This window comes from Mycobacterium bohemicum DSM 44277 (assembly GCF_001053185.1).
GTDB lineage: Bacteria > Actinomycetota > Actinomycetes > Mycobacteriales > Mycobacteriaceae > Mycobacterium > Mycobacterium bohemicum.
In genome coordinates, this window is record NZ_CSTD01000001.1 from 647,648 (window position 1) to 667,284 (window position 19,637).

13 protein-coding genes and 2 pseudogenes are annotated in these 19,637 nt (G+C 66.4%); 6 read left to right on the forward strand and 9 right to left on the reverse strand.

The window, feature by feature from the left end; genetic code table 11:
* Nucleotides 1-114 precede the first annotated feature (114 nt).
* On the forward strand, nt 115-573 hold the full coding sequence (locus tag BN971_RS03225; RefSeq protein ID WP_085181110.1) for an SRPBCC family protein: 459 nt from the start codon (nt 115-117) through the stop codon (nt 571-573).
* Between the two features lie 27 nt (nt 574-600).
* Here BN971_RS03225 and BN971_RS24415 read toward each other — a convergent pair whose 3' ends face one another.
* The 3 genes from BN971_RS24415 to BN971_RS03240 form a co-directional block, all read right to left on the reverse strand.
* Nucleotides 601-966, reverse strand: a complete 366-nt coding sequence (locus tag BN971_RS24415; protein ID WP_139027033.1) for a hypothetical protein — start codon at nt 964-966, stop codon at nt 601-603.
* A 78-nt stretch (nt 967-1,044) separates the two neighbouring features.
* A complete protein-coding gene (locus tag BN971_RS03235; RefSeq protein WP_085181112.1) occupies nt 1,045-2,202 on the reverse strand; it encodes an LLM class flavin-dependent oxidoreductase in 1,158 nt (385 codons plus the stop codon).
* A gap of 232 nt (nt 2,203-2,434) precedes the next feature.
* Nucleotides 2,435-2,647, reverse strand: coding sequence for a hypothetical protein (locus BN971_RS03240; protein ID WP_090349782.1), 213 nt, complete (start codon nt 2,645-2,647; stop codon nt 2,435-2,437).
* A gap of 382 nt (nt 2,648-3,029) precedes the next feature.
* On the opposite strand from BN971_RS03240, the gene BN971_RS03245 reads away from it, so the two are divergent.
* The gene (locus tag BN971_RS03245) at nt 3,030-6,110 is read left to right on the forward strand and encodes a PPE family protein (protein WP_090349784.1); all 3,081 of its coding nucleotides are present in this window, start codon (nt 3,030-3,032) and stop codon (nt 6,108-6,110) included.
* Between the two features lie 44 nt (nt 6,111-6,154).
* On the opposite strand, the gene aceA is transcribed toward BN971_RS03245, so the two are convergent.
* Together aceA and BN971_RS03255 are read right to left on the reverse strand one after the other, a co-directional pair.
* The gene (gene aceA / locus BN971_RS03250; RefSeq protein ID WP_085181114.1) at nt 6,155-8,443 is read right to left on the reverse strand and encodes an isocitrate lyase ICL2; all 2,289 of its coding nucleotides are present in this window, start codon (nt 8,441-8,443) and stop codon (nt 6,155-6,157) included.
* A gap of 294 nt (nt 8,444-8,737) precedes the next feature.
* Nucleotides 8,738-9,475, reverse strand: a complete 738-nt coding sequence (locus tag BN971_RS03255; RefSeq protein WP_090349785.1) for an MBL fold metallo-hydrolase — start codon at nt 9,473-9,475, stop codon at nt 8,738-8,740.
* An 82-nt stretch (nt 9,476-9,557) separates the two neighbouring features.
* On the opposite strand from BN971_RS03255, the pseudogene BN971_RS03260 reads away from it, so the two are divergent.
* A pseudogene (locus BN971_RS03260) lies at nt 9,558-9,990 on the forward strand (alcohol dehydrogenase catalytic domain-containing protein); the annotation flags it as partial.
* A gap of 53 nt (nt 9,991-10,043) precedes the next feature.
* Here the strand turns inward: BN971_RS03260 and BN971_RS03265 are convergent.
* Nucleotides 10,044-10,922: a LysR family transcriptional regulator gene (locus BN971_RS03265; RefSeq protein WP_085181118.1), complete on the reverse strand. Its 879-nt coding sequence runs from the start codon at nt 10,920-10,922 to the stop codon at nt 10,044-10,046.
* 93 nt (nt 10,923-11,015) lie between these two features.
* On the opposite strand from BN971_RS03265, the gene BN971_RS03270 reads away from it, so the two are divergent.
* Both BN971_RS03270 and BN971_RS03275 read left to right on the forward strand, forming a co-directional pair.
* A complete protein-coding gene (locus tag BN971_RS03270; RefSeq protein ID WP_085181119.1) occupies nt 11,016-11,408 on the forward strand; it encodes a tautomerase family protein in 393 nt (130 codons plus the stop codon).
* Nucleotides 11,405-12,373, forward strand: coding sequence for an NAD(P)H-dependent flavin oxidoreductase (locus BN971_RS03275; RefSeq protein ID WP_085181120.1), 969 nt, complete (start codon nt 11,405-11,407; stop codon nt 12,371-12,373). The genes BN971_RS03270 and BN971_RS03275 overlap by 4 nt, the downstream gene beginning before the upstream one ends.
* On the opposite strand, the gene BN971_RS03280 is transcribed toward BN971_RS03275, so the two are convergent.
* The 3 genes and pseudogenes from BN971_RS03280 to BN971_RS26565 form a co-directional block, all read right to left on the reverse strand.
* Entirely contained in the window at nt 12,359-13,057 is a 699-nt protein-coding gene (locus BN971_RS03280) for a hypothetical protein (RefSeq protein ID WP_085181121.1), read from the reverse strand. The genes BN971_RS03275 and BN971_RS03280 overlap by 15 nt on opposite strands.
* 200 nt (nt 13,058-13,257) lie before the next feature.
* The gene (locus BN971_RS03285) at nt 13,258-15,381 is read right to left on the reverse strand and encodes a tetratricopeptide repeat-containing glycosyltransferase (protein ID WP_249262717.1); all 2,124 of its coding nucleotides are present in this window, start codon (nt 15,379-15,381) and stop codon (nt 13,258-13,260) included.
* 70 nt (nt 15,382-15,451) lie between these two features.
* Nucleotides 15,452-16,456, reverse strand: a pseudogene (locus tag BN971_RS26565) (PE family protein); the annotation flags it as partial.
* A gap of 635 nt (nt 16,457-17,091) precedes the next feature.
* Between BN971_RS26565 and BN971_RS03295 the strand changes: the two are divergent.
* On the forward strand, nt 17,092-19,602 hold the full coding sequence (locus BN971_RS03295; RefSeq protein WP_085181124.1) for a hypothetical protein: 2,511 nt from the start codon (nt 17,092-17,094) through the stop codon (nt 19,600-19,602).
* Nucleotides 19,603-19,637: the final 35 nt, after the last annotated feature.

A 19,637-nucleotide genomic window follows, 5' to 3' on the forward strand; every position in this document is an offset into this window, starting at 1 on the left:
GCCACCGTTGTGCGCCCAGAAGTGCTGGCCCGAGCGCGCGGGCGGGCCGACGCGCGGTAGGGTACGCGCCAGTTCCACGCGGGGTCATTTCGCTGCTAGCACCGGGAGTTGGGGATGTCGGGACGCACGTTTTCCTTCGAGGTCAACCGCACCAGCACCGCGCCGGCGGCGACGCTGTTCCGGCTCGTCGCCGACGGTGGGAACTGGTCGACGTGGGCCAAGCCGATCGTGGTGCAGTCCAGCTGGGCCCGGCAGGGCGATCCGGCCCCCGGCGGCGTCGGCGCGATCCGCAAGCTGGGAATGTGGCCGGTGCTGGTGCAGGAGGAGACCGTCGCATACGAGCAGGATCGCCGCCACGCCTACAAGATGGTCGGCGCGACTCCGGCCAAGGACTACGTCGGCGAGGTCGTCTTCACGCCGAACGCCGCGGGCGGAACGGACATCCGCTGGACCGGCTCGTTCACCGAGCGGATTCCCGGGACCGGCCCGGCTTTGCGCGCCGCCCTGGGCGGCGCCGTCAAGTTCTTCGCGGGCAAGCTGGTAGAGGCGGCCGAGCGCGAGTCAGCGCACTAGCGTTCACGGGCCGGGATGGTCCTCGACCTACTGGCCTTGCTGCTCGGCTTGCTGAGCCTGTTGCTGGGCCTGTTCGTTCTGTTGTTCGGCCTGCTGCTGGGCCTGCTGCATCTCCTGCTGCGCCAGCTGTTCCTGGAGCTGGGCCTCTTGATCATCGTCGCCATCGGTGGCAAAGCCGCCGCCGCCGAGCGGGCCGGCGGCCGGGGCCGTCAGCTCGATCGCCGCGTTCGCCAGGCGCACCGGCGGTGCCCCGATCGGGGGTGCGGATTGGAACAGGGCGAACGCGGCAACGGCCGCGGCCCCGGCAAAAACCGGGTACGCCGTTCGGAATCGGCGATGCCGGGCGTCGGCTGTAGGGACTTCAGAGCGCTGGTGGTGAGGGGTGTTGGTCATCCTTCAGGTGTGCGCCGCGTTGCTAGCCACACGCTGGGACACGGCTGTCGCCGGGGTATGAGATCGGGCGCTACGCCCTTACGTCGAGCCGAGCTCGTCCTGATACTTCTTCGTCATGTGCGCGACGGCGTCCAGTTGCGATTGCGCGAGGTTGTCCCGCGCCTGGCCGGCCCGCTCCGCGGCGTCCAGCGTCGGTTGAGCCTGGCCCTGGAAGTGGGGCATCACCTCGGCGGCGAACAACTCGGCCGACCGCCGGGTGGCCGCCGGGTTCGCCCACTCATGCCCCATCTGCAGCATGCAGCCGAACCCGCCGGATTGATCCCACAGCCGCTGCACCTGCGCCCGCGCCTGCTCGGGCGTGCCGATGACGCCTGCGCCGTTGTCGTTGATGACGTCGATCATCTCGTCGAGCTGTTCGCCGGGCATGGTCATCTGGGGAAAAGCCGCGATCTTCTGGAAGTACCGGAACCAGGGTTCGATGCCGAACTTCACCTCCTCGCGGGCCTGCTTTTCCGTCTCGGCCAGATGGAACAGCCCGACCAGGCTCCAGTTCGAGCGGTCCACCTTGGTGCCGAACGTGGCCGCGCGTTCCTCGACGATGCCCCAGTGATACGACAGCGCGTTGAAGCCCTCGACGGTCAGCGTCGCCCCGATGGACAACAGGCCGATGCCGTGCTTGCCGGCCAGCCGGGCACCCGTCGGTGAGGCGACGGCGGCGACCGCCAGCGGGATGGCGTCGGAGTACGGGGCGAGCTGGAGTCGGGCGTCGACCAATTGGTGCGTGGCGGTTTTGGCGGACACCGTTTCCCCGGCCAGCAGGCGCACGACGATGTCGAGATTGGTTTCCAGAAGCTCCCGCGTGTCCGTGGGGGTCAGCCCGATCATCGCGGAGTCGGTGGGCAGCGAGCCCGGTCCCATGCCGCCGATCACGCGGCCGTGGGTGAGGTGATCCAGCAGCATCAACCGGTCGGCGACCCACAGCGGGTTGTGGTAGGCGAGCGAGATGACTCCGGTCCCGAACCGGATTCGCTTCGCGCGTTCCGCGGCGGCCGCGATGAAGACTTCCGGAGAGCTGATGATTTCGCTTCCGGCCGAGTGGTGCTCGCCCAACCAGACTTCGTCGAACCCGAGGGCATCGAGGTGCTCGATGAATTGCAGATCGCGTTGCAGCGCGAGAGTCGGATTGGTGCCCGCCCGGTGAAACGGTGCGATGAAATACCCGAACCTGAGCTTCATGGGGTTCCCCTTGCGTTCGCGTTGCGGAGAACCATAACTCCGACGCCGGGGTCCGCCCTAGCCCCGCCGCACGCGACTAAGGGCCACGCCTCGTTTGCTCAGCCGGCGGGGCCGGTGACCCGGCCCCGCCGACTACGAAACAAGTCGGTTCGTCAGTAACCGCCGCAGATGTTGCCGACGCAGCCGCCGCCACCGCCCGGGCCACCGCTGCCGCCGCCGACGGCGGCGGGCCTCAGCAGTCGAGACCGGCCACGCAGCCGACAAGGGTCGCCACATGAACCGCCGTGCCATCATGGCCGGGCGCCGCGCCCAGCGCGGACGGCACAGCGGACGGCTGGTGCGTCGCCGTCGGCGGGCCGCCGGCAGGGTTGACGCCGATGCCGCCGATGCCGACCACCAAAGCCAGCGCGCTCGCGCTGCCGAACACCGCCATCGCCTTCTTCATCGGACTCTCCTTTCGTCACATGTGCTCACGTCGAGCCACACATCCGACAGGCCTAACTATACACCTGTGCAACAATTTCTAACACGTAACGTTGAGCCGACTCCGGCGGCACGCCCGCGCCGACGGACATCCGTGAATTCACGATCAAGATCATTTACAACGAGAATTTATGGCCCAGCTACCGGGGGCGTGTAAACGAAATAGACATTGCGCGGTCCGGATTATAACGTTTGCATAACGGTCGCCAATTTTTCGAAATATTCGCACAATCATGCGGCGAATTCGCGTAGCTTATGCGCTTACGAATCGCTCGCCGATCGGACGTGATCGTCCGGCCTCGTGCACCGCCGTCGGATCCAGGGCGCCCGAGAAAGGTTGACCCATGAGCTTTTTCGTCTTGCCGCCGGAGATCAACGCGGCGAATCTGTTCACCGGCTCGGGGTCGGCACCCATGCTGGCCGCAGCGACCGCCTGGGACGGGGTGGCGGCAGAGTTGGCTTCCGGAGCCACGTCGTTCGACGCGGTGATCGCTCAACTGGTGGGTGGCGCGTGGCAGGGCGCGTCCTCGGCGGCGATGGCGGCGGCGGCTGCCCCCTATGCCGGGTGGCTGGCCGCGGTCGCGGGTCAGGCCGAAGAGGCGGCCGCTATGGCTCGCGCTGCCGCCGAGGAGTTCGAGTCCGCACGGGCGGCAATGGTGCAACCAATCATGGTGAGCGCCAACCGGTCTCAGCTGGTATCGCTGGTGATTACCAACCTGTTCGGGCAGAACGCGCCGACGATCGCGGCGGTAGAGGCCGAATACGAGAGCATGTGGGCCCAGGCCGTGTCGACGATGTCTGCCTACCACGCCGGCGCCTCGCAGGCGGTGTCGGCGCTCACCCCGTTCACCGGTGTGCTGCAGACCCTCGCGTCGGCCGGCGTAAGCCCGGCCGCTTCGGCGCCCGTCAAGACGTTGGCGCTCAGTCTGGGGCTGGCCAACGTGGGCGGCAGCAACGTGGGCAACGCCAATGTGGGCTTTTCCAACATCGGCGGCGCAAACTTCGGCGACTCCAACCTCGGCTTCGGCAACCTCGGCAGCATCAACCGCGGCCTGGGCAACCTGGGCGCATACAACATCGGTTTGGGCAACGCCGGAGCCGGTAATCTGGGCTTCGGCAATACCGGCGATTCCAATATCGGACTCGGCAACACCGGCAACGGCAATTTCGGCATCGGGCTGACCGGCAATAACCTGATTGGCGCCGGCAATACCTATGTGAGTCTGGGTCCCACGGGATACGGCCCGGTGAGTATCGGCGCACTCAACTCCGGCAGCGGCAACCTCGGCCTCTTCAACTCGGGCAACGGGAACGTGGGGTTCTTCAACTCGGGCACCGGCAACTTCGGGTTCGGCAACTCCGGCAGCTTCAACACCGGGTTGTTCAACTCCGGTCAGGCCAACTCCGGCATCCTGAACGCCGGTTCCTTCAACACCGGCCTGCTCGACACCGGCAACGCCAACACCGGCGTGATGAATGTCGGCAACTACAACTCTGGGAATTTCAATCCCGGCTCGTCCAACACGGGTTCCTTCAACACCGGCGACGCGAACACCGGAATCTTGAACGCCGGCAACCTCAATACCGGCGCGTTCAACACCGGCAACATGAACAACGGTTTCTCCAACACCGGCGACATGAACACCGGCACCTTCTACCAGGGCGTAGGCCAGGGCTCACTGCGCTTGGCGATCACCACGCCCGACCTGACCCTGCCCCCGGTGCAAGTCCCCGTCATCTCCGTCCCGGGCTTCGACCTGCCCACGATCACCCTGCCGTCGGTGACGATTCCCGCGACGACGACGCCGGCGGGTATCACGGTGGGTGCGTTCAGCTTGCCGCAGTTGACGATTCCGTCGTTGTCGATTCCGGCGACGACGACGCCGGCGGGCATCACGGTGGGTGCGTTCAGCTTGCCGCAGTTGACGATTCCGTCGTTGTCGATTCCGGCGACGACGACGCCGGCGGGTATCACGGTGGGTGGATTCGGCTTGCCGCAGTTGACGATTCCGTCGTTGTCGATTCCGGCGACGACGACGCCGGCGGGTATCACGGTGGGTGGATTCGGCTTGCCGCAGTTGACGATTCCGTCGTTGTCGATTCCGGCGACGACGACGCCGGCGGGCATCACGGTGGGCGGATTCGGCCTGCCCCCCTTGACCATTCCCCCGCTGGCCCTGCCGCCCTTGACGATTCCCGCGTTCAGCACCGGCCAGATCACCCTGAGCGGGATCAATACGCCCGCCGTCACCATTACGGGAATCACACTGGGCGGGTTCTCGACGCCCGAGATCAACCCGCTGGGCATCAGCGTGACCCTGCCCACGTTCACGTTGAACTTCGTCCTGACACTTCCCAACAACATCACGTTCCTGCAGACGGGGGTGGTCGGCGTCATCCCGCAGATCGGTGGCGGGGTCAACGGTTCCGGTACCGGACCCAACACGGGGGGTCCTCCCGCTCAGCTCACCATCAGCGGGGGCGTGATTCCCGGTTTCGGCTTCGACGTCCCCTCGTTCACCGTCCCGGGCTTCACGCTGCCGACCGTCACGGTTCCCGGCCTCAACATCGGTGCCATCGCCCTGACCGGCATCTCGGTCCCCGAGATCACCGTTCCGTCGATTTCGACGCCGCAGTTCACCATTGCCTCGATCGGCGTTGGCGAGTTCACGCTGCCGCAGGTCAGCACGCCGGCGATCACGACCGCGCCGCTGACGATCCCGTCGATCGGGCTGGGCGAGTTCACGCTGCCGCAGGTCAGCACGCCGGCGATCACGACCGCGCCGCTGACGATCCCGTCGATCGGGCTGGGCGAGTTCACGCTGCCGCAGGTCAGCACGCCGGCGATCACGACCGCGCCGCTGACGATCCCGTCGATCGGGCTGGCCGGGTTCACGCTGCCGCAGGTCAGCACGCCGGCGATCACGACGGCGCCGATCACGATCGACCCGATCGGCCTGGCAGGGTTCACGCTCCCCCAGGTCAGTACCCCGGCGATCACCACGACGCCCTTCACGGTCCCGCCCATAGGGCTCGCCGGCTTCACCACCCCGGCACTCACGATCCCGAGCATCCACCTGCCAAGCACCACCATCGCCGGGATCGACATCCCGGCGGCCCCGGGCGTCTTCAACTCGAGCACCACGCCGTCGTCGGGCTTCTTCAATACCGGCGCCGGCGGCGAATCCGGGTTCGCCAACAACGGCCTGGGGTTGTCCGGCTGGTCCAACACCAATCCCCTGGGCGGCCTCACCGGTGGCTCCGGCTACCAGAACTACGGCGGGCTCATCTCAGGCATGAACAACCTGGGCGGCGGCGTCTCGGGCATGTTCAACACGGGGACACTGCCCTTCACGGTGCCGAGCCTGGTCTCCGGCGCGCAGAACGTCGGCTATGAGCTTGCCGGCTTCTTCTTCCGCGACTGAGCCGACGAAGCCCGTTGAGGCCCGTTGAAGCCCGTTGAAGCCCGTCAGTCCTCTTTGGTGATCAGCCTGCGCAGGGCCACGCGGTCGGGCTTGAGCAGCTCTTCGATGCGGGGGCGGTTCACCTCGGCCACGATGATCTCGCCCACCTCCTGGTAGACCTCGCTGAAGATGCCGTGCGACTTCATCTTCGAGGTCTGGTACAGGTTGTCCTCGGTCGGCGTGACGTAGTAGACCGCGTCCGCCTTGAAACGGTGGACGAGCCACAGGTGGATCAGGGTCATCAGCCGCTTCTGGCGGAGCTTCTCGGCGAACGTGTTCTGGTCACGCACGGTGAGGATGCTGCGGCCGTGGCGGTCCAGGATCGGGTCGAAGACGACGTTGGCCAGCTGCTCGTCGCCCTTGCCGTAGATCCCGAGCACCAGCACGTCCGACCCGGCCCGCCGGGGCCGCAGCTGCACCCGAAGCTTCTCGCCGAGGTGGTAGTGCTCGCTCCACAGCGCCAGCCACTCCTCGAGCAGCTTCTTGGGCACCTCGGTCTGCACCAGGTGCTGGTGCTGCGTCGACCCCTTGCCCATGGCCTTGGTGGTGGCCGTGCGCCCCGAGGAGGCGGCCAGCGCGGCGTCGCTGCGGGGGCCGCCCACCAGTGTTTGCGGCGTGCGGTAGGGAGATTCGACCAGGCGCATCTTGCGCTGCAACCGGGCCAGCGCCAGCATGCCGTCCTGCCGCAGCGCCGTGGCGAACTCCTCGGAGGCCACACCGTCGACCTGGTGCCCGCCGTAGGTGATGAAGTTGAAGACGAAGCCCATCTTGCCCAGCTCCTCGGGGAAGCGCCGCATCTCTTCGTCGGTCATGCCGGTGGTGTCCCAGTTGAACGACGGCGAGAGGTTGTAGGCCAGCATCTGGTCGGGGAACTGCGCGTGGATTGCCTCGGCGAACTGCCGGGCGTCGGCGAGGTCCGCGGTCTTGGTTTCCATCCAGAGGATGTCGGCGAACGGCGCCGCGGCCAGCGACTTGGCGATCGCATACGGAATGCCGCCGCGGATCTGGTAATAACCCTCCGGCGTCTTCGCCAGCTCGCAGTCCCAGCCGGGATTGACCCCCAATTCCTTTGCCTTTTCCCGAGCGTCGTAGAGCGACGCCCGCTCGGCGAAGCGCCGCCACTCCTCGGGGCTCATCCCGACGGGCTCGTCTTCGCTCTCGCCGAAGGCGAGCAGCTCCTCCACGGCCTCGCCGTAGGTCATCAGCCCGGCGTCGTCCTCCCAGGCGGCCACGAACCGCGACTCGACCTGGTCGAAGAGGTCGTCGATGGACTGCTGGGCGTTCTCCCGCCAGGTGTTCACGGCGTCGGAAACCACGCCCTGGATGCCCTGGCGCTCGAGCCAGGCCGAGGCCGCGGCGTACTCCGCGTCGGACATGGCGTACAGGAAGTGACCGTTGAGCTCCTTGACGCCCAGATCGTAGAAACGCCGGACCAGCGCCAGGAAGCACGCCTTGTACGACGGGATGTTGAGGTTGGTGGCGCCGAGGAGGAACGGCTGGTCGCGCTCGTCGGCCCGGCTGTCGATGAGGTTGGCCGCCTCGGCGTCCGTGCGGGCCACGATGATGCCGGGCACCCGCATGACGTCCAGCTGGAAGCGGGCGGCGTTGAGGCGCTTGATCTGCTCGTCCGACGGCACCAGAACCTTGCCGCCCTGATGGCCGCACTTCTTGGTGCCCGGCCGCTGGTCCTCGATGTGGTAGCCGGGCACGCCGACCTCGACGAAACGGCGGACGAGGTTGCGCACGTGCGGATCGCCCCCGTGGCCGGTGTCGGCGTCGGCGATGATGAACGGCCGGAAGTCATAGGCGGGCGTCGTCGCCCGCTGCTGCTCGCTCATCTGCAGGCGCAAATACTGCTGATTGCGGTCGGCGGTCAGCAGGGCCCGCACCAGCACGGCGGCGTCGTCGGGCACCTGGCTGAGCGGGTAGCTGGCGAGGTCGGGTCCGGGGTCCTCGGTGGTGGAGCCCTTCGCCGAGGTCGCCCAGCCGCCGAGGTAGATCCCCTCGATGCCCATTCGCTTCATGCTGACGGCCTGACCCGGCGAGTAGGGGCCGAAGGTGGTGATGCTCTTCTTCTCGGCGAACAACTCGCGCAGCCGCTCATAGAACGCGACCGCGGCGTTGCGCGCCACGGGGTAGTCGGTGGGGATGGTGCCGCGCTGCTCCGCCACCTGACGGGCGGTGTAGAGGCGGGTGATGCCGTCGAAGCGTGGGCCGTCGAAGTACCGCTGCGTGGCAGCGACGTCGTCGTCGAACGAGGTCCGGACCTCGGTGTCCGTGTCGATGATGGCCATTGGCTTATGCTCCTGTTCACCCGCATCTTCACAAAGATTGCGCTGATCGTGAGTCTATCCCCGTAAACCACCCCTTAATCAGGGGTCAATGGTCCCGAACCGGAACCGTTGTCGTGCCGTTGCCGGAGAGGTCACGACCGTGCCGACGACGTTCCGCCACGACCGGCAGTGCCTCCCGCTGCCGGTATCCCTCGGGGTCGGCCCCAAGCCGGCGAAGTGTGGGTGAAATCGGGGCCCCTGTACGTGAAAAATGCGCCGGGCGAAATGCGGCGGTCGTCCGGTATCGGCGCGCCGCTATGGGTCGGCGTCACCGATCCCGACGCGATCGTGGCCGCCTGCAGCCAGCAGCCAATCGCGTTGGCGGCGGACGAATTCCGCGTCGACCACCGTGCCGTGACCCGGGACGTAGACCGCGTCCGGGCCGCCGAGCGCCAGCACCCGTTCGAGCGTGGCAGGCCAGGCCCCAAGGTCGGAATCGGAGTCGACGCACGGGTCGGCGGATTCCTCGACTAGGTCGCCGGTGAAGACCACGGCCGGGCCGCCGTCCGCGGCGGCCACCACGACGACCAGGTCCCCCGTCGTGTGGCCGCGCCCGGGGTGCGTGACGGTCACGCGCCGGTCGCCGAGGTCGATGACGGTGTCGTGGATCCGGTGCCGCGGTGGCCGCAACGCGGCGATCGCGCGGTCGATTTCGGCCGCGTCCGCGCCGTGGCTCAGTGCGTCGTCGCGCAGCCGGTCGGTTCCCGACGCGAGGCAGTCGGCAACCTCGGGCGCGCAGTACACGTCCGCGTCGGCGAACACCGGGGAACCCAGCACGTGGTCGAAGTGCTTGTGCGTCAACATCACATGGGTGACCGGGCCGCCCGCGATCCGGCGGGCGTCGGCGTCGATCGCGGCGGCTTCGACGAGCGTGGACCCGGTGTCGATGAGCAGCGCCCCGGCGGCGCCCCGGACCAGACCGACCGTGACGTCGCAGAACTCCAGCCGACAGCGATGGACGCCGTCGGCCAGCCGCTCCCAGGGCAGACGCACAAGCAGAAACGTAGCCCGCCCGGGCACGGCGGTGTATGCAACCATCGGCGGTAGTCCCGCTCACCGCCGAGGAGGGCGCACCATGCGCGCAGTCGTCATCACCAAGCACGGCGACCCGTCCGTCCTGCGGGTGCAGGAGCGGCCCGACCCGCCGCCGCCGGGCGCGGGGCAATTACAGGTCGCCGTGCGCGCCGCGGGCGTCAACTTCGCCGACCACCTGGCCCGCGTCGGCCTCTACCCCGACGCGCCGAAACTGCCCGCGGTGGTGGGCTACGAAGTCGCCGGCACCGTCGCGGCCGTCGGCGCCGGCATCGACCCGGCGCGCGTCGGCGAGCGGGTCCTGGCGGGCACCCGATTCGGCGGTTACGCCGAGGTCGTGAACGTGGCGGCCGCCGATGCCGTGACGCTTCCCGACGCGCTGAGCTTCGAACAGGGGGCGGCGATACCGGTCAACTACGCGACCGCGTGGGCGGCTCTGCACGGCTACGGCTCGCTGCGCGGCGCAGGAGATCGCGCGCGTGAGCGTCCGGCAGGCGCAGCTCACCGCGACGTTCGGGGGCTGACGCCGTCACACTTCCCGCGCGCTCGCCGCCGCCGCCTCGGCGAATCGAGGCAGCACGGCGTTGCGGGGCCGCGGCGGGAACGCCAGACAGACCGGGCTGTCGGGTGCGCCGCGCAGCGCGATGAAGTGCACCCCCGGGTGAATGTTGCGTCGCACGGCGACGTCGGGGATCACGCCGATGCCGCGGTCGGCGGCGACGGATTCGATCCACTCGTCGAAATTCGTTGTCTCGACGATCTTTTCGGGCCCCGCGCCGGCGGGCCACGACCACGGTCCGGTGGTTCCGCTGGCGGTGTTGACAACCAGCGGCCAGCGCGGGACCTCGTCCCAGTCCATTTCGGATCTGTGCGCCAGAGCCGAATGGACGGAACAGACGGCCACCCGTGCCTCGTCGAACAAGTGCACGACGCGCACGGACCTGGACGTGACGCGCCCGCGCACCACGGCGACGTCGACCTTCCCCTGCTGCACGGCGCCGAGCGCATCGTCGGTGCGGACCAGGCTGACGGTGATCCCGGTGGCCCGCTCGAATCGGGCGACGGTGTCCTGCGCCCACGGATCGGGCAGCAGCCAGCTGAATCCGAGCCGGAGGCTGGACTGCCGGCGGACGGCGTCGAACCCGCGGGCGAGCTCGGCGAGAACCCGCTCGACGTGATCGAGGAAGGCCCGCCCGGCGGCCGTCGTCTCGACGTGCCGCGAGCTTCGGTCCAGGAGCGCGACCCCGAGCGCGTCCTCCAACTGTTGGACGGTGCGGCTCAGCGCCGGCTGGGTGATGCCGAGCTCGACGGCGGCTCCGGTGAACGACCTCAGCCGCGCCACCGCCTCGAACGCCCGCAGGTGACGCAGCTCCACCCGGCCGTTGAACAGTCCGCCCGGTCCGTCCATGCCTTCAGAGCATAGATGCATCAAGGTGGGCATTTCACAACGCGTTTTCGCGAACCTAGCGTGGGGAGCAGGCCAAAGGATTCGGAGGGTGAAATGCCACTTATCTACGTCGACCTCATCGAGGGCCGAACGCAGTCGGAGGTCGCGCGGCTGCTGGACGCCATTCACGACGCCGTGGTCGAAGCGTTCGGGGTGCCGCCGCGCGACCGCTATCAGGTGGTGCGCACCCATCCCGCCGCCGAGATCGTCGCCCTCGACACCGGTCTGGGCATCGACCGCACGCCGCGGCTGGTCATCGTGCACGTGGTGAGCCGGCGGCGCGAACGCGCGATGAAGGAGCAGTTCTTCAAGGTGCTGGCGTCCAATCTGGACGTCCGGTGCGGCATCGACCCGGCCGACCTGATCGTCTCCATCACCGAAAACGGCGACGAGGACTGGTCATTCGGCCACGGCCGGGCGCAATTCCTCACCGGAGAGCTGACATGAGAACCCGCCTCACCGAGTTTTTCGGCATCGAACACCCGATCGTGCTCGCACCGATGGCGATGATCTCCGGGGGCCGGCTCGCGGCCGCCGTGACGTCGGCGGGCGGCCTGGGGTTGATCGGCGGCGGCTACGGCGACGCCGCCTGGTTGCGGCGCGAATTCGCCGAGGCGCACGGGGTCCCGGTCGGGGTCGGGTTCATCACCTGGAGCCTGGCCCGCCAGCCCGATCTGCTCGACGACGCCCTGGCCCGGCGGCCCGCCACGGTCATGCTGTCGTTCGGCGACCTGCGGCCGTTCGCCGACCGCATCCGCGCGGCCGGCGTCCCGCTGACCGCTCAGGCGCAGACCCTCGAGCACGCGCGGCGCGCGCTGGACGCCGGCGCGGACATCATCGTCGCCCAGGGCGGCGAGGCGGGCGGGCACGGCATGAACGCCCGGTCGACCTTCACGCTCGTGCCCGACGTTGCCGACCTGGTCGCCGAACGCTCCCCGGCCACCCTGGTTCTGGCCGCCGGCGGTGTCACCGACGGCCGGGGACTCGCCGCGGCCATGGCGCTCGGTGCTGACGGCGCGGTCGTGGGCACCAGGTTCTGGGCGTCGCCGGAGGCGTTGGTGTCGCCGCGAGCGCAGCAAAGGGCCCTCGGGGCCGGCGGCGACGACACGTTCCGCACACGGGTCTACGACGTTGTCCGCCGGCAGGATTGGCCCGCCGAGTACAACGCGCGGGCCCTGGGCAACGCCTTCCTCGACACGTGGCACGGCAACGAGGCGCAACTGTCGGCGTCGCTGCCCGAGGCGGAGGCCGCCTACCGGGCGGCCGTCGACGCGGAGGACTTCGACACCGCCGCCATCCTGGTCGGCGAGGGCATCGGAGGCGTGCGGGACGTCTGCCCGGCCGCGGAGATCGTCGCCGGCATGGTCAGCCGGGCCGCGCAGATCCTGAACGTCGGCTCAGTACAACGGTGACCACGAGGCGGTGCGCAGCAGCCGGGTGGTCCACTGGTCGCGCAGGTCCAGCGCGTCGTGCAGCCACGTCCCGGGGGCGCGATACTCGGCCGGGATGTGGCTGCGGAGCAGGTCGAGCAGCGCCTCGGGCCGGCTGATGCGCTGCATCAGGATGACCTCTCGGCGCACGTGGTTGCCGACCGCCGGCTGGAATGCGGCGTGCATCCTCAGCATCGACGACGGCTGCTCGAGGCTCCTGGCGTACACGTCGCCGCATCTGACGATGTATTCCTCGAATTTGTCCTCATAGGGCCACATGGTGTCCTCCATGTAGAGGCTCATGTCGTGCTCTCGCCCGTCGGCCGGCACCTGGTCGAAGTCCACTACCTGCAGCGGCGACCACGGGAGCGGCGTCAGCACCTTCGCGTCGACCCCGTGGCGAAGCGCGTCCACCCCGCGCGTCCACTCCAGCAGGTCGCCCTTCTGGACCCGGTCGGTCAGGCGTTCCCAGGCCGACCCGCCGCGGACCGCGGTGACCGTGATGACCGTGTAGGCGGGGCCGCTCCCGTGCGCCTGGTTGGTGTACCAGAGCAACCGGGCGTCGTCGCCCTCGGCGAGCGTGGGCATCCAGCCCTCACGGAACGCGGCCTCGAACTCGTCCTCATGCCGTCCCCGCACTTTGTGCACTTCGTGGATGAACAGCATGCCGAGACCTCCAACCGCAAAACACCGCTCCAGTGGCAGTCCCCGCCTCCAACGGACCGTAATTTACTCGCTTACGGGAAGCGCGGCGCGTTTAGCCGTGCGGACGAGCCAGCGCGGTTGGGCGCGCGGCGATGATTGGAGTACTGCGTTGCCGGCCTACCGTCCGGCTCAGCGCACCGCGGGGGTGAGACTCTCTCCGGTCACCGGGGAGACGTTTTCGGCCGGCGTCCCTTACCCGCGACCTTTGCGGGGGCTTTGGGCTGCTGCCTGGGTCGGGGTGCGGTCTTCTTCGCGGCTTTTGCTGGTGGCTTTGGTTGGGCGGCGGTCTTCTTTGCGACCTTTGCCGGGGCTTTGGGTGGGGGCTTGGGTCGGGTTGTGGTCTTTTTCGCGGCTTTTGCCGGGGCTTTGGGTGGGGGCTTGGGTCGGGTTGTGGTCTTTTTCGCGGCTTTTGCCGGGGCTTTGGGTGGGGGCTTGGGTCGGGCGGTGGCCTTCTTCGTGGCTTTTGCCGGGGCTTTGGCTGGTGGCTTGGGTCGGGGTGTGGTCTTCTTCGCGACCTTTGCCGGAGCCTTGGCTCGCTCCACGCACGGGACTGCGGCGATGCAGAGCACCTCGTCGAGGCTGGCGGTCCGGAGGCCGACAGCGGCTGCCCGCCAACCGAGTTCGGCGATGGGATCTGGGTCGCTGCCCCCGATGCTGCCGGCCCGATCCAGCCGTGCGGTGTCGAACATCGCCGGGCCGCCGGCCACCGCGTCGGTCAGGACGTAGCGGTCGGCATAGGGCGCCCGGCGCACCGCCGCCTCGGCCGCGCAGACGCCGGTCAGCTTGTCCGCATCGGCGAAGTTGACTCCCACCTGGAATACGTGTGGTTCCGAATCGAGCACCGCGATCAGGCGGGTGATGAAATTCTCGGGCGCAAAGAACCGCCAGCCCTGGCCCAGGTGCAGCCAGAACCGTCCAGGGATCTGAGCGCGGAGCCGCGCGAGCTGCGTGGCGGGCCCTTCCCCGGGGCTGCCGTCGACAAATTGGAGGAACCCGTAGCGCTCACACAGCAGCGCGCGGTCGAGGGCTGACAGGCCGGCATCGACCACCAGGAAGCGGCCGACCCAAAGTGACAGATCGAGGCAGCAGTTCAGAAACGAGTTGAGGGCCTGCTCGGTGGTCTCGCGGTCCGGTCCCGCGATCAGGCTCACGACCACCCTGGCTTCGCGTGGACCGGCGACCAGACGCTGCACCAGCGCGTCGGGATACGATGCCGCCGCCGCGAGCATGACGGGCACGCTGACGTCGCGATTGACCGCGATCCGTTGCCGGTCACCGTCCGGGATGTCGGAGCGCGCCAGCAGGCGCCGACACAGCATGAACGCCTCGGCATGCTTGCCGAGTTGGGAGGCGCACACCGCCTGCTCGTCGATGGCGCGCCACGCGTAGATGTCCGCTCCGACAAACAACAGGTCGTCCTCGGGAAGCGGGATTTGGGCGGCGCGCTGGGCGAACAGGTGACCGGGAAGGTAGCGCTCATCCTCGCGGTACCGCCGGGCGATGGCATGCAGCGCCTCGGCGCGGGTCGGTCGAAACTCCCACGCCTGGAGGTAAACGTCCTGGACAACCAGCCACGGCCACTCGAGTTTCGCCATCGACTCGGCGAGCCGGACCATCGAGTAATAGACCTCCTCGGCCGAGCCACCCATCTCGACCCGCCGCTCATACCACTTGCGCGCGTTGGCGAAGTCGTTCATATCGAAGTAGCTCTGGGCCAGGTAGAACACCGCCCGCGCATCCTCGGGGTTGCGTTCGACCTCGGCCAGCAGCAGATCGCGGTCACGCGCATACTTCTGCGGATCCTGATTGCGGGCGCCGAGGCGACGAGATTCGACGTAGTAGTCGCCCTGGACGCGCCCGACCACGCAGTCAGCCTCCCATACGGCCCTCTCGTGGACGACGCCTTCATAGCGCACGCGCACCCCGTCGCGGAACACCTGCGGGCGCCAGTAGGTGAAGGAGGCATCGCCGAGGCGCATGCGGTAGATGTCGGCGCTCAGTTGGGTGAAGTCGGGGGTGCCCACGACGATGTCGTCGGCGTCGACGACCCAGATGTAGTCGCCGCGGCCTTGGGCGAGATTGAGTGCCTCGGTGCGGTTGTGGCCGAAACTGCGCCATGGTCGTTCGTGAAGCTCACCTGGGATGCCCAGGCGGGCCATGTGTCTGCCGATCACGGCCTGGGTCCCGTCGGTGGAGCCGGTGTCGACGATCACCCACGAACTGATGTAGGGCGCGACCGAATCGAGCGTCTCCACGACGACGTCGGCCTCGTTTTTTACGATCATGTTCAGGCAGATCGCGGAGCCTGCGGTTACTCGTTCGGACAAAGTCACAGCGGCACGAGGGGAATAGCTACCCGGTCGCGCCGTGAGCGCCCTGTGCGCCCTGTGCGCCCTGAGCACCCGGGGCACCCAAGACACCGCCGGGACCTCCGGGACCGCCCACGCCGCCCGCGCCGCCGGATCCGCCGGGAGCGTGAAGACCGCCGCTACCACCGGCGCCGCCCTGGCCGCCGCCACCGCCGACACCACCGGCGCCCCCGAAGAGCCCGCCCCGACCACCGGCACCGCCGCCACCACCGGCACCACCGGGACTACCGGCAACATCGGGGCCAGTGCCTGGACTACCCGCGGCGCCCGCACCACCGGCACCACCGGCACCACCCGGGCCGAAGAAGAGCCCGCCGGCGCCGCCGGCACCACCGGCGCCACCGGTCGTACCGGGGAGAACGGCTGACCCGCCGGGACCGCCGGTGCCGCCGGCACCGTACAGCCACCCACCGCTGCCGCCGGCCCCACCGGCACCGCCGGGACCGCCCAGGCCGCCGGCCCCGCCCCAACCGATCAGCCCGGCCGACCCGCCAGCACCCCCGGTCGCGCCCTGTGCCGTGCTAACACCACCCGAACCGCCGCTCCCCCATAACCAGCCGCCTGCCCCGCCGGCTGTCCCGACCCCCTGGGCGTTGGTGTATCCATTGGCGCCGTTACCGATCAGCGGACGCCCTGTGGCCTGCGTGAAAAACCCATTGATCGCATCAGCCGGGGCGCGCATCGCAGCCTGCACCATGTGCTGAACACTGGCCGCCTCGGTGCTGGCATACGCAGCCGCGCCGGCCGCCATGGTGCGCGTGAACTGGTCATGGAAGGCCGCCGCTTTCGCGGCCAGCGCCTGATAATCCGCCCCAGCTTGGCCGAACACCGATGCGACCGCGGCCGACACCTCGTCGGCCGCTGCCGCCGCCACCCCGCTTGTGGGCCCGGCGGCCGCTTCATGGGCGCTGGCCAGGTTTGCGCCGATGCTGTCGAGGTTCGCAGTCACCCACTGGACGACAGCGGGATCAATGTAGAACGGAGAGCTCATGGCGTTCCAACCTCATTTTCATCGCCGTGCCTGTGTGGGGGCATGATGCGAGACTGCGTTCGAGAACCGACGAAACGGTACCGCAAGGCGGGCGGTCATCGAAATAGATTCGACGACACTGGAAATGGTCGGGTTTATAAACTGGAGCCGGTCGGATTTTTATGTTGGAACGAGTCCAATTTACACATTGGAATCAGTCAAATTCATACATTGGAATTTGTCGTATTTGAGGTTCCAAGGTCCCCGTCTAAGGCGCGATGAGCGCCCTTGACCTGCGCTTTAGCTGTCCGCGAGCCGCTGGGAGTGATGGTGGGGCAGGCACCGCGGCGCGATTGATGATTACATTTTCCACACCAATCTTTATCCCAGCAACAATTGTGGCATCGTTGCGGAGATGGATGCGCGTTGCGCGCCTGGACTCGACGATTCGTTAGAGGGGGCCATGGACGAGGCGCTGTGTTCCTTGCTCGCCGATCTCCGTGCGGCGAGGGGCAACGTCGCGATCGTCGCCGAGGACGAGCCTCCCGGCGGGCGGCTGCTAGGCCTGTACCGCGGTGTGCCGCTGCCGCGAAGGGGATGGAGGTCCGACGGAATGTTTCCCACCAAAGTCCTTCCGTCACCAGGAGAGTGCCGGAATGGATGATCTGCCAAGCCGTGAACTGTTCAACGAAGAGCTGTACCTTCGCACCTTTCCTGACATCGCCCAGGCGGTGCGCGATGGCCGATTCTCGTCAGGCTACGACCACTGGACGCTGCACGGCCGGTTCGAGCTCGCTGCCGGCCAGCGCGTCGCCGGATCATCGTTTCTGCTCGATGCGCTCGACCACGGTGTCGAGGGCTCCAATGCGTCTTTGACGAAGAAACCGCTTTACTACTTTTCGGGACGTGACCGATCGATGCTTAAAAGAGAAATTCAAGGCGTGCGCGCTGTGGTCGTAACAGGCGACCTGGTCTACGCAAATCTGGAAGATCATCCCAAAAGCCCCGATCTCGTCCTGATTCAGGGCTCGAAGGAGATCCCGTTCGAGCCATGTACGGTCTCGCTTCCCAGGCGTTTCGATTTCGACGTCACGAAAAACATCGATGTGATCCTTGACGGGAGGAATAGCGTCAGAGGTCCGCACCTCTCCGTCGATACATATCGAGATTGGAACGTCCCGGGCTTCAATACGCTCGAGATCCAGCTCGAAAAGTCCGACCTGCCCTACCGAATGGCCTTTCGTCAACAGATAGTCGCGGAAGGTGCCTCGCGGCCGCTGAGTTTCAGAGCCAACATCGCCAATCAGAGGTCGCATGCAAACCTGATCGTAAAATTCACAAACCTCGATACACAAGAAACCGAGGTTCACACCGTGGAGTTCGATCGCGAATTTTTCGGTGGGACGACGTTGAACAACTATCAGCAGGTGGAAATCGCAGCTCCCGAAGGAATATCGAATGTTGCCGTCGATATATCGATCGACTACTTCGGATGCACAGAGCCGGACAGCCGATTCTCGCCCTTTCTCTTCATCTTCGACGTGCATTTGCACGAATCCGGACAAGAATTTACCGACTGGCTTTTCGGCGCCGACACCCTCGAAGGCCAGTGGATGCGCGCAAAGGCCGATGGCAATTTGGAAGGCGTCGACTCCTATGCCTACTGGGATGAGAAGACCTACTGGCCGGAAGAAGCGCGCCGGATCTTTATTCGCTCCGGGGAAGAAACCACTGTACTCATGACCAAGCCGGTCGAAGTTGCATCGCATTTCTTCGACGAGGACTTCTACAAAGAACAGAATCCCGATCTGAACCTTACATGCGTCGACGCATTTTCGCACTATCTTCTGAGGGGCTGGAAGGAGTTCAGAAATCCCAACCCCGAATTCAGCGTGCGCGAATATCTTTTGCGGCACCCGGATGTGGAATCGGCCGGCACGGAGCCGCTCATTCACTACGCTAATATCGGACGGCGGCAGTCTCGCTCGCTTGGAACTTTCAATGAGAAGATCAATGAAATTTGGAACCGATCGGGAAAGGCGATGCCCGAAGGTGACGAATCGGTCATTTTCGAGCGCGCACAAGACATGATGGTTCCGATGAGTATTATCAACTCGCGGAAGATCGCGGTATTCGTGGTGCCTGAACACAATTCAATGAGTGGTGGAATCTACTCGTTTTTCTCGATCGCCGACCACGCGCGAAGAATGCGCCGGCTGCATGGCTATGATGTGCTGGTCATGACTCGCGCGAATCCCCGCGGGTTGACGTACGTGCGTTGCACTGCGTTCAGGAACAGCGAGACTGTTCTCAGGTTGGAACAATTGCGCCTGTTCGCCGAAGTCTCCGAACTCCAGATCCACATCCCCGAGTATGCAACGGTGGATTTCGTTCGCCACCTCTCGCCCGAACTTGTCAAGTATCTCCTCCGCCGAGATTCCGTGCATATCAATATTATGAACCAGAATATTCGAATGATGCCGGAGTCGGAGATGTTCAGGGATTTGCGACGAATTTCCAACAGCATGGGGCAGTCCGTTTCGCACCGCGCCTTTTTCACGCAGGAACTCGCGGATCGCTACAATTTACCGACCCTTCTTATGCCGGCATTTACGGACCTTTCCGACTATCCCGCACTGGGGTTCGAACACAAAGAGAATATCATCATATATTCAAACGATGACGCGCCCTATCGGCGTGCGGTCCTCAAGCGGCTCGAGCAATTGCACGACTACAAGCTCGTCCAGATCCAGGACATGACGTTCGACGTCTACATGGACTTGGCGACACGCTGCAAGTTCTCCGTGTCTTTCGGGGAAGGTTTTGACGGTTATGTCGCCCAGCCCATGTATCAAGGCGGCATCGGCTTTGCGCTCTATAATGACGAGTTTTTCCCGGATGCCTCATACAAGAAATTCGCAAACTTCTTCCGTACCGAAGAGGAAATGATCGAGAAAATTGTACCGACGATCAGGCGATTGGAGGCAGATCGGCAACGCTATGTGGCGCTGAACAAAGCGCTTCGCGCCAAATGGGACAAGCTTTATAGCTACGATGACTATGTGGCGCGCATCGTCAAACTTATGCGTAATGAATACGAACTCTTCCCAACGGGCCGGTCCATTGTTCGCAGTGGGTCGCCTGGATTTGAGGAGGCACTCCCGTGAGTTTGTGCCAGCGACCGCGACGATGCCGGTTGCTG